At 46.3% G+C, this 10,778-nt stretch carries 8 protein-coding genes and 1 pseudogene; 2 read left to right on the top strand and 7 right to left on the bottom strand.

Annotated elements, in window-relative coordinates:
- From OU792_RS17910 to OU792_RS17895, 4 genes and pseudogenes are all read right to left on the bottom strand, one after another.
- Positions 1-894 (bottom strand): annotated as a pseudogene (locus OU792_RS17910) (Sec-dependent nitrous-oxide reductase); the annotation flags it as partial.
- A 21-nt stretch (positions 895-915) separates the two neighbouring features.
- The gene (locus tag OU792_RS17905) at positions 916-2,691 is read right to left on the bottom strand and encodes a c-type cytochrome (RefSeq protein WP_274670956.1); all 1,776 of its coding nucleotides are present in this window, start codon (positions 2,689-2,691) and stop codon (positions 916-918) included.
- A gap of 28 nt (positions 2,692-2,719) precedes the next feature.
- On the bottom strand, positions 2,720-3,439 hold the full coding sequence (gene ric, locus OU792_RS17900) for an iron-sulfur cluster repair di-iron protein (protein ID WP_274670955.1): 720 nt from the start codon (positions 3,437-3,439) through the stop codon (positions 2,720-2,722).
- 46 nt (positions 3,440-3,485) lie between these two features.
- Complete coding sequence (locus OU792_RS17895) at positions 3,486-3,917, bottom strand: RrF2 family transcriptional regulator (protein WP_274670954.1); 432 nt, start codon at positions 3,915-3,917, stop codon at positions 3,486-3,488.
- A gap of 396 nt (positions 3,918-4,313) precedes the next feature.
- Between OU792_RS17895 and OU792_RS17890 the strand changes: the two genes are divergently transcribed.
- Complete coding sequence (locus OU792_RS17890) at positions 4,314-4,724, top strand: GreA/GreB family elongation factor (RefSeq protein WP_274670953.1); 411 nt, start codon at positions 4,314-4,316, stop codon at positions 4,722-4,724.
- Positions 4,721-5,332 (top strand): hypothetical protein, encoded by a 612-nt coding sequence (locus OU792_RS17885; protein WP_274670952.1) that lies wholly within the window; start codon positions 4,721-4,723, stop codon positions 5,330-5,332. Before OU792_RS17890 ends, OU792_RS17885 begins: the two co-directional genes overlap by 4 nt.
- A gap of 8 nt (positions 5,333-5,340) precedes the next feature.
- Here OU792_RS17885 and OU792_RS17880 read toward each other — a convergent pair whose 3' ends face one another.
- From OU792_RS17880 to OU792_RS17870, 3 genes are all read right to left on the bottom strand, one after another.
- Positions 5,341-8,466, bottom strand: a complete 3,126-nt coding sequence (locus OU792_RS17880) for an efflux RND transporter permease subunit (protein WP_274670951.1) — start codon at positions 8,464-8,466, stop codon at positions 5,341-5,343.
- A complete protein-coding gene (locus tag OU792_RS17875; protein ID WP_274670950.1) occupies positions 8,463-9,524 on the bottom strand; it encodes an efflux RND transporter periplasmic adaptor subunit in 1,062 nt (353 codons plus the stop codon). The genes OU792_RS17880 and OU792_RS17875 overlap by 4 nt, the downstream gene beginning before the upstream one ends.
- A gap of 7 nt (positions 9,525-9,531) precedes the next feature.
- The coding region (locus OU792_RS17870) for a TolC family protein (protein ID WP_274670949.1) at positions 9,532-10,778 on the bottom strand (1,247 nt) is incomplete at its 5' end.

Genomic DNA, 10,778 nt, shown 5'->3' with positions numbered 1-10,778 from the left:
CGAATGGGTTTCTTCATCCCATTTATTATGGGCGTAGCGGACTTTTTTCTTGATCCCTTTACCGGCTTTGATGTATTCCTCTGCTTTCTTCCAATTGACCGCCATGATGAAGTCCTTGTCTTTTTGCGAAGCATTTACTTCCAAAAGCGTGTGGGCCATTTCAGTATTGTAGGTGGAGAAGAAAAACCATCCGTGGGATTTATTTTTTCCCGCTCTGGCTAGGTCAAAGTTGAAGGGTGGAGCTTCGATTTGGAAGGAAAGATCCATATCTCCAGTTTCTTGATTCACTCCGATAAAGGAGATGTATCCTTTGAAGTTGTCTTTGTAAGAATCAATGGAAACGTCCTGATTATCCCCCACCGGCACAGAGAAGCGAGTTCCTGCAACTACGTACTCGGTATTTTGGGTGATAAATGGAGAAGAGTGGTTACCCGCAGAATTAGGGATTTCTATAATCTCTACGGTTTTGAAGGTATTCAAGTCCACTCGTGCAATCCGGGGCGTGTTGTTGGCATTGCCAAATGCCCACCTTGCATCGTGCTCCGCGTTAGTGGTGGAGATGGCAATGTGGTGCAAATCATCCCAAGGCACAAAGCCCAGGGAAGTATTGAGCATGGGCTTGGATTGCTCGGAGTACCCCCAGCCGTTTTCAGGATGAACGGAGAAAACAGGGAGAATTTTCAATACTCGGCCGGAAGGAAGACCCACGACCGACATTTGACCATTAAATCCACCAGAGACAATATTGTAAAATTCATCGTGCTGACCTGGTGCTACATAGACCTTAGAAGCTGCATCTCCTGTGATGGCGCTTTGGGCTCCTTTGGGCTTACATCCGGGTGCTATTGCTGCGGCTATCAGTCCAGCAGCAAGAAGCCATTTTTTTGTGTTCATTTGGATTTTAGTTTAACTGGGTTATTTCACGGCAGCATCGCGCTGGCCTACTTTTTCTTCGTCATTTTTTCTCATAAATTCCAGAATACCTCTTGCATCATCCATGGAGATATTTTGATTTGGCATTCTGGTAAGACATTCTTCCAGAAGCTTTTGTGCTTCGGGGTCTTGGTCCAGCATCACGTCCACATTGGTTATCATATTCATGATCCATTCCGGACGACGTCGGTTGGTTACTCCTTGGAAGCCGGGACCGACCAGTCGCTTGTCATTGAGCTGGTGACAGGCGGTGCACTTCATGTCCACGATAGCCTTTCCCTGGTCAGCCAAGGAAGCGTCGATGCCCGATCCGAGATCAACAGATTTTATTTCGCCTATCCCTTTGGGATCCGCAGCGGGCGCAGCGGCTTCAGCAGGGGAACCCGATTCGGAAGAGGAAGTCTGAGATTCGCTTCCGCCACCACAGGAGGTCATCAGCATCGCTACGATGCCCATTGACCAAATCATTACTTTTTTCATAGTTTCGACATTGAGTTGATTAGAGTTGGGATACTTTAAGATGGATTGAGGTTGGACATATTTTTCAGAAAACAGACTGATAAAGGACAAGGCAAGACCTAAAGGGAAGAGGGCGGAAAAAACAAACAGTCCCAGGTGATACCATGAAAGGTATCCCCACTGCATCCAGACCATAGTGCCTTGCCCAAAGAGCAGAAGTTCGGTCCCTAGAAATCCTCCCAAAATGAGGCTCCATCCAATTTTGGAAGAAAGCGTGGAAGGAAGTCTGCCTTCTTCCATGGCTAAGCCCCCTATTCCGAAAGTCATTGCTCCCAACATAACCAGATGAAGGAAGCCGATGACATACAGTCGGATGGTATAAGAAATCACAGCAACCTCCGGAAATACCAGAAGAACCTGAAGAATTGCCTTTGCAACCAAGCTCCCCAAAGCAAGAACAATCAGCATTTTGGGAAAGGGCTGAAGGAAAAGCCCAGGAAGAATCCTTATGATTTTTTGAAGAAGGAGGAAGTACGCCAAGGCTTGAATCAAAACCGCCAAGGAATTGATCCAGAAGAAGATTGGTGATGGTTCCGCCCAGGTAATTGCCAAGGCGAAGGTCAAGAATACCGATCCTAGTAACAGCCCTTGGTAAATGCTGGAAATTAAGATCTTAATACCTCTTTTTTCTGCAAAAAAAACGATCAAACCGAGCGTGCCGAGTACAAACCAAGCATTGAGCTGGAAGTGCAAAAACCACTGAATGGTCATGAAATACATTTCATGCATTCTTCCCAAAGTGGCCGTCACAGGCCCCAAAGCCCATAGGCCTAAGGTTGAGATCAGATAGCCGATCAGAGACCATCGAATCAGCCGAATTCCAGTGGTGTTTTCTTTTTGCCCAAGGGTCTTCCAAAGCTTGAAGATGAATGCATAAGAAAGGAGCACAAACAAGGTGGAAAAGGAAATACTCACTACTCCATAGCCCTGCACTGGGAAGGAGAACAACATTCCGAGTAGGGAAACCAGCAAGGCGATGAATAGCCACCCGTATTTTTTCCCAAAGTTTTGTTTTCCTTCCAGCTCAAATATCATGGTTCCGATCAGCATCATAAATCCCCATCCCAAGAGGGCTATATGAGAATGGGTATGGAGAATATGACGGTATTCGAGAACAGGGATTTCCACGATGTGAAATGCTCTCATGGTCACCCCGAAAAGCGCAGCGATCAGGAAAAATCCTACCGCCCATCGGTTCCAGATGCGAATAAAGAGCTCGTTTGGTTTTGAAATCCTCATGATATTCGAACTAAAAGGATGTTATAATTTAAGAATTTAATTCTGAATAAAGCACCATAGCTTTTGGAAACAACACATTGTTTTCCAAGTGGATATGGGTATGTAAATCCTGCTCAAACTCCTGCAGCATAGAAAATGCTACCCGGTAAGTTTGACAGGCATCCGCTGGCGCAGTATAACCCTGTGTCAAGGAGTCAATTCTTCGAAAACGCTCCCCTTCCGTGTCATGCTCTTCCTCCATCATGGATATCGGGTTTTCGATATGTCCAAAATGTGGCTTTGAAAGCGGGAAGCTGTTGGTTTTGGCTTCTTCCATCGCTTTGATGTAAGGGAAGAGCACAAATTCCTCCTTTTTCATATGGATGGTTAGCGCATCTGCGGCTTCGAAAAACTCTTGGCGGATGAGAGTTAATTCCGGATGTCGGTCTCCGTGAACCCGCTCAATTTTTTCCACATAAAACTTCAAGGCCGGAATAGTCTCCTCCACATACTTATGGTGAACACCCACGATATGATCGATCAATTGACTGAGGGACATTTCCTGATAGGGACTTTGGTCGGCCACTTGCATGATGGTTTCCAGTTTTTCGACTACTTCATCTACATTCAGGCCCCGCGTACTACAGGCATCTGAGAGTTTGATTCCGCCTTTGCAGCAGAAGTCAATCCCATACTCCGTGAAAACTTTTGCAGTTCGGAAGTTTTCCGCTACGATTTTGCCTACTTTTTTCTCTTCGATAGTTGCCATTTTGCTTGGAAATTAAGGGATTTAATTATCTTTTAATTAGGTGTTTTTATGTCTTTAAGAAACTGATTCCGGTATTTATGCCCAATGCCATATCCTGAAGTGTGGTGGTCATCATCATACCGGTCAGGTGATCCCGGATAGCTTTGAATTTGTGATGGACTGCACAGGGGTGCTTCTCCGAGCACTCCTGAAGGCCAAGTGCGCAGCCTGTAAAAATTGAGTCGCCATCAATCACCTGTACGATGCGATAAAGGGGAGTTTTACGACCCTCTTCGCTGATTTCAAAGCCTCCATTAGGCCCTTTGATCGACAAAAGCAGATTTTCTCTGACCAGAGTCTGGAGAATTTTGGCAGTAAATGCTTCCGGGGAGTTGGTCGCAAAAGCAATGTCCTTGAGACCTGCACGCTCCTGACCTTCCGGCAGTGTGGCCAGGAAAACCATAGAGTTGATGGCGTATTTACAGGCTTTGGAAAACATCTCGTGCTGAATTGATATCCCAAATGTATATGAATTTTAATAAAGGATAAAAATATCCTGTAATATTTTTTTAAAAAAATTCCACCCTGCCACCGTGTTGCCATCATCTCCCAATTCGAGTTGGCATCAGAATTACATCCTCTAGCAAACGATGGGATATTGTGGTAACTTTGCTTACCTTAAAATCAATATGAAAACTCATCAACTTCCATCTTCCCACTTTTCGCCCGTAGAAGGTTCTTTCATGAACTGGGTTAAGAGGATGGTAGTGTGTCACAGTAGGGCTTTTATCACTTTTCCCTCCGTATTCTAAACGGAGGGCTAAATCACGCTCCAAATTTTCCAGCAGGTAACCGCAGTGGTGTGGCTACCTATACCTTTCAAAAATTACTACTGATGAAACCTATTCTGACAAACTCAGACTATAAAACTATCCATTCCCTACTCCAAAATCTTCCTTCCCGTCTGAAAGGAAAAGAAGTAAGTCTTCTCCAAAAAGAGATCAAATCTGCCGAAATCATTTCTGATGAAGCAATTTCAGAAGACATCATCCAACTCAACTCCCGATTTGAGGTGCTGGAACTCCTGAGTGGTAAATTCATGAACCTGCAGCTTGTGTTGCCTCATCAAGCAGACCTCAAGCAAAACAGAATCTCCATTCTCAGTCCGCTCGGGGTGGCACTGATCGGCTTCAGGCAAGGCATGACTGTGGAATGGACTCTTCCAGGTGGACTGAAAAAGCTACAAATCATCCGGGTTGAAAAACCACTCAGATCGACCTCTGCCACCGAAACAATCCTGAAATGAAATGGACTTACCAAATACGCGGAAAAGCCAAGATCTCCCTGCTTTTGACAGGGCTGATCTGTCTGATTTTGGTCAACAACCTCAGCGAGCGGTCCCAATCCCGTGAACTACAGAAGGTTCTTGATTCGATGTATCAGGATAGATTGATCGCCGAGAGCTACATTTTGCAGCTCTCGGACGAACTTCATTCGATTGGACTGATTTTGGAAAGCGGTTCTGATTTTCAAGAATCCCTTCTTTATTCGCATTGGCAGAAAATCGAACAAATCAACCTTAACTATCTGGAGACCCAACTCACCAAAGAAGAAAAAATTCATTTTGACCGATTTGAAAAAATGACTTGGGCCATTTTCCAGGGGATCCCGGAAAGGAAGAATAGTCAAGCAACCCTACAGGAAGCCCTGACTGAACTGAAAATCCTTTCCGAAATCCAAGTCAAAGAAGCTCAAAATCTAATCAGTAGATCGGGCCAAATCTTCTCCTCCGATGCTGCACACTCTCAACTCGAAATCGCCCTCTTAGTTGTAATGGTGCTGATAGTTCAGGCGATTTTGTTTGCTTCCAAGACGCTAAGCGTAGTCCCCAAGGCACCGCCACAGTTGAATTAAGCTAAATCTTAGTCGGAAGACACCGGACTAATCGGTTGAATTTTTTTCCGTTTTTGAAATTTATCCTTTAATCGATCGATAGATTCATAGACCATTGGCACGAGATAAACTGTCAAAATCAAGGAAGAAATCAATCCACCGATGATCACCCACGCGAGACCATTTTTCCACTCGCTCCCAGTACCACTAGCAAGAGCTATAGGCAGCATTCCGATCGCCATGGATAGGGTAGTCATTAGAATGGGACGCATCCTCCCTTTCCCGGCCTCAATCAGCGCTTCCCGGGTCTGAATTCCTTTTTCCTTCAGCTGATTGGCAAAATCCACGATCAATATTGCATTTTTGGCCACCAAGCCCATCAGCATAATCAACCCCAAAAGAGCAAATAAACTCAGGTTATTCATCGTCAGGTTGAGTGCCAGCATCGCTCCTATGACTGCCACCGGGATAGAAAACAAGACCACAAACGGATACACAAAGCTGTCATACAACGCGACCATGATCAGGTAGATCAGCAAAAACGAAATCAACAAAACCTGCCCCAAAGCACCAAAACTGTCATTTTGCCGCTTGATATCTGAACCCCATACCAGGCTGATTCCTTCGGGAAGTGGATGCTCTTTAAGATATGCCACCACCTCATCCGCTACCGTGCCAGAAGGTCTTCCCAAGGCATCGGCAGTCAAAGTCACCGCAGGCTGTCGGTCTTTTCTTTCCAAAAGCGAAGGAGAGTCTGCCTGAACCACATCCGCCACCTGCGAAAGCACAATCGGCATTCCTTTAGAATTAATCAACTGGAAGTTTTTGACATCCTCGTACGACTGCCTGTTTAAATTATCCAACTGAATTCGTACGGGATATTCGGTACCTGATTCGGTTAGGGTCGCGTCTTCATTGCCTGCAAAAGCATTGCGGAGTGTCAAGCCTAACATGGCATTGGACAAACCCAATCGCTGCAATTTGTCCGAATCGGGGATAACCTGATACTCGGGACTTCCCTCTTCAACCGATAATTTGACGTAATCCGCTCCGGGGATATTCTCCAGCACCAAGGCCAAACCCTTCGCCACCTGCATTACTTGCTCCTGATGGGGTCCGCTGAGCGTCATTTCAATCGGGGCCGAACGGGGAACAAGCCCCAAAGCAGTCATCGAGAAACTGATTCCGGGAAAAGTCCGCTTGAGTTCTTCCCGGACTTCTTTCATGAATTTTTCGGTGGTAAGCCCCCCAATTTCCTTTTTGTCCAAAAGCTGAACGGTCAACTCTGACTTATAAGGCAATCCCACACCCAAACTACCAATGCCGGTAGTGGGACCTGCCACATTGCTAAAAAGCGTGGAGACTTCAGGCTGTTGCAAAAGAAACTGCTCGACTTGAAGCGTGCGGAGGTTATTTTCTTTGACACTTGTGGATTTATCGTATTCCAAATAGAGTCTGAACTTGCCCTGATCTCCGGTGGCAATCAGTTCCTTACCGATAATCCCCTGCTTCATCATGACACCAGTCATCACGAAAAGCAGAATGACTATACCGGTGAAAGCCAACTTATGATTTAGCACCCAAGTCAACTGTCGGCCATACCAAGCAATAAACCGGTCCAACTGATGCTCAAAGCCAATCAAAAATCGGTTAAAAGCATTAGTAGGACTCAAATCCTCAGCCTTGCCAATACGGGAAGCCATCCAGGGTGTTAGCGTAAACCCAACCAGCAAACTGGTCATGGTCGAGGTAATCACCACTACCGAAAACTGCTTGAGCATATCGGCTACAAAAACCTGAAGGAACAGGATCGGTAAGAAAACCACTACGTCCACGAGTGTGATGGACAGCGCTGAAAAGCCAATTTCCATCCGACCATCCATAGCCGCCGACTTCTTGTCTTTTCCCATATCCAAATGGCGCTGAATATTCTCCAAAACCACCGTCGCATCATCTACCAAAATCCCGATAATCAGAGACATAGCAAGCAAAGTCATCAGATTGAGCGTATAGCCCAAAAGCCACATCACCGCAAAAGCGGTCACCAAGGAAGTGGGAATAGCGACCAATACGATCAGGGAATTTCTGAAGCTTCGCAAAAAGAGGAGCATGACCAAAGCCACCAAGATCACTGCTAAAACCAAGTCAAAAACCACAGCATTTACTGCAGCGATGGTATTGTCGGTGCTGTCATCAGCGATGACAAAAGACACACCTGCTGACTCATATTGTGTTTCGATTTGGGAAAGTTTGTCCCGGACAGCTTTCGAAACATCCACTGCATTGGCATCTCCTTGCTTTTTGAGCAAAAGACCGATTCCTTCCTTGCCGTTGAATCGGCTGACCGAAGTGATTTCCTTGGTACCATCTTTGACCACCGCCAAATCCCGAACATAGATCGGAGAACCCGGCATGGGCATCGCGACTTGAACCTGCTCGATTTCTTCCAAATCACTGAACTTGCCACTCAGACGTACCGCATTTTGAATCTGATCTGTCTGCACATTTCCGGCAGGCACATCCAAGCCCGCTCGATTGATCGCTTCCACCACTTGAGGAAGGGAAATCTGGTAGTACCGCAACTTTTCAGGATTCACTTTGACCTGAATCTCCCGCTGCTCTCCTCCGAGCACGGTGATTTCTGCGACTCCTTTTAATTGCTGAATCTGAGGGATAAAATCATCCACCATTTTCTGATAAAACACCTTGGATTCCAAGTCGCTGGTAGAAGTGATGGACATGATCGGAAGATCATTGGGCGAAACCTTGGTCATCACCGGAGAAAGCACATCCTCCGGCAGGTCCTTGGAAATATTGTCCATGTAGCGCTGCGCATCCTGCATGGCCTGATCGAGATCGACTCCATAATTCATGTTGGCAATCACGACTGAAGCATTGGGCATGGACTTGGTGACCAGATAATCTACGCCCTCTAAGTTGGATAGTGCGTCCTCGATTTTCTCTGACACTGAAGACTGGACCTCATCGGGCGAAGCACCGGGATAGCCCGTCTTGATGACCAACACCGGCTGATTGAAATCCGGCATCAGTTCATAGGACAGATTGGTAAAGCCAATGTATCCCAAGAGGACAAATAAACTGAACATTACGATGATCAGCGAGGGCCGATTGATGGATATGGAGGTAATGTTCATCGCTCAGAAGAAAAATTGGGTTCCACATTTGCTCCTTCAAATACATTGACCAAGCCACCGACAATGACCACATCACCGGGTTTGATTCCGCTTTTCAAAAGGAGTTGATCACCCACTCGCTTCGCGATTTGGATAGCTCGGAGTTTGGCTTTTCCATCCTGAATCACATAGACCTGAGGCTCAAATTCGGAACCCACCAAAGCCGAAGAAGGAATAATCAATCCTCCTGAATTTTCTCCGTTTTTCACCACAACCTCACCAAACATCCCTGCTTTCACAGCTTGATCCGGAGTATTTTCAAAGGTCAACTCTACCGGAAAGCTGTTGCCAATGGATCCTCTACTTCCCACCAAAGTCACTTGTGCGGGGATTTCCTTAGAAAGTGAATTAATCGTGACAAGCTGCGAGCTGCCTGACTGGAAATAATTCAGGCCGCTTTCAGGAATCTGAACTGTCAACTTTACCCGACTGAGATCTGTCACCTGAATCAAAGGCTTTCCAGGCGCAGCAAAATCTCCGGCCTCGGTCATTTTAGCGGTGACGATTCCCCCAAAAGGAGCTCGGATCGATGATTTGGCGATTTGTTCTTTTAAGGTGGCCAGTTGGACTTCCAATCCTGCCAAGGCTAGCTCTGTTTTTTCGAGCTGAATCCCCTGAATAGCTTCATTTTCGACCAATATCCGATACCGCTTGAGATCCGCTTCGAGACCGCCTTTTTGCACCTCGGCTGCCTTGAGCTGCAGCTGAAGTAAAGCCACATCCTGCTGCACCAGTACCTGATTAGCCGCTACTTTCTGACCGACTTCCACAGCCACTCGGGTCACTTTTCCCTGTACTTCGGCACTGATTTTACTTTCGCGGATCGGCTCAATCACCCCGGAAAAGCCCCGCTGATTATCCAGCTGACCTTCGGACACTTTTACCGCAAAAACGGGAACGGTTTGTTCTTTGTCATAGACATAGACCCGCTCTTGGGTGGTTTTCTTGTTGGATACCAGCCGGACCGCTACAATTGCGAAGAGGGCCAATGGGATGATATAAATGAGTATCTTTTTCATTGTTCAATCAATTGAGTAGAGTAGCAGATGATTTTTTGAGTTCGAGGGTGGCTCTGAGGTACTCGACCATCGCATCGAGATGGGCTTGTTGAGCAGATCGAAGGGATTGATCGGCAAGAAGAATATCGGTCAAGGTGGCTAATCCTTCCTGCTGCAAAAGGATGGACTTATCGTAAATGGACTGAGCTAGTCCGATCTGATACTGGGTCGTTTCGATTTGCTTTTTAGCAGTAGCCTGCAGTCGCAATGCAGCTTCATATTGCACTCGAGTCTGATCGGCTATCAGGGATTTCTGAAGGCTGGCATTGGTGAGTTCGAGTTCCTTTTGGCGGATTTTCTTGGAAGTGACTGTCCCGTTGAAAATTGGAAAACTCACCTGTGCTCCCAGAAAACTCTGTGGATAGAAATCCAAAAAGGACTCCGGCTCTCCACGGTATCCAAAGCCTGTGGTGCCATAGTTGGCAACTAAGTTTATACTGGGAATCCGGGAATTTTTGATGGCTTTGAGTTCTTGTCCGAGCATTTTCTCTCGCACTTTCTGAATCCGAAGGTCTGAGGTCAGCCCTGGATTGGGAATTTCGGATTCCTCGATTTGAATCGTTGACACCACTTCGATGGATTGATCTAGCGGCAGACCGATGACCAACTTGAGCTGCTGAAGGATCGTCACATATTGACTTTGAAGCTGGAAAATCTGGGATTCCAGCTGCTGATTTTGAAGGATCACTTTGTCCAAATCGGTTCGGCTGGAAAGCTTCTGTTCATAAAGCAAACGCACATTCCTCTCAAGCTTTTGCCCATTGACTTGATTGTCTTGGAGAAAAGTCAGCTTATTTTTCACGATCTGTGCATTGAAGTAGAGGTTGGATACTTCCAGATAAATCTGCTCTTCGGTTCTGACCTGCTGCCACTTGCTCAACTCTTGAAAAGATTCCGAAACCTGAATTCCAGCCATCAACTGCGGATCGTAGATGGGCATGCGAAGATTGAGATTGCCCATGATGGTATGCGGCACGCCAAACTGCACGGCACGAAACACTCCCTCAGGTCCACCAAAAGCAGCTTGGGGAAGAATCTGATAGGGAAGTTGCGTGAAATATTTATAGTCAGCACTCGCCATGATTTTGGGCAGCCACTGACTCTTGGATTCCTGATTTTTCAACTCAGCAGAAGAACTCTGATTAACAGCCATTTGCAACGTCTTATTGTATTGCATCGCCGTATCGATACTCTGCCGAAGAGTCCATTCCTGTG

The organism is Algoriphagus sp. NF (assembly GCF_028823735.1).
GTDB classification, from domain to species: Bacteria; Bacteroidota; Bacteroidia; order Cytophagales; family Cyclobacteriaceae; genus Algoriphagus; species Algoriphagus marincola.
This window is presented reverse-complemented; position numbering and strand designations above follow the sequence as displayed.

Bases quoted from the DNA above. Each gene is read 5' to 3' on its own strand.
- OU792_RS17905 (WP_274670956.1), bottom strand. From the start codon at position 2,691: ATGAGGATTTCAAAACCAAACGAGCTCTTTATTCGCATCTGGAACCGA.
- ric (WP_274670955.1), bottom strand. From the start codon at position 3,439: ATGGCAACTATCGAAGAGAAAAAAGTAGGCAAAATCGTAGCGGAAAAC.
- OU792_RS17885 (WP_274670952.1), top strand. From the start codon at position 4,721: ATGAAATGGACTTACCAAATACGCGGAAAAGCCAAGATCTCCCTGCTT.
- OU792_RS17890 (WP_274670953.1), top strand. From the start codon at position 4,314: ATGAAACCTATTCTGACAAACTCAGACTATAAAACTATCCATTCCCTA.
- OU792_RS17880 (WP_274670951.1), bottom strand. From the start codon at position 8,466: ATGAACATTACCTCCATATCCATCAATCGGCCCTCGCTGATCATCGTA.
- OU792_RS17895 (WP_274670954.1), bottom strand. From the start codon at position 3,917: ATGTTTTCCAAAGCCTGTAAATACGCCATCAACTCTATGGTTTTCCTG.
- OU792_RS17875 (WP_274670950.1), bottom strand. From the start codon at position 9,524: ATGAAAAAGATACTCATTTATATCATCCCATTGGCCCTCTTCGCAATT.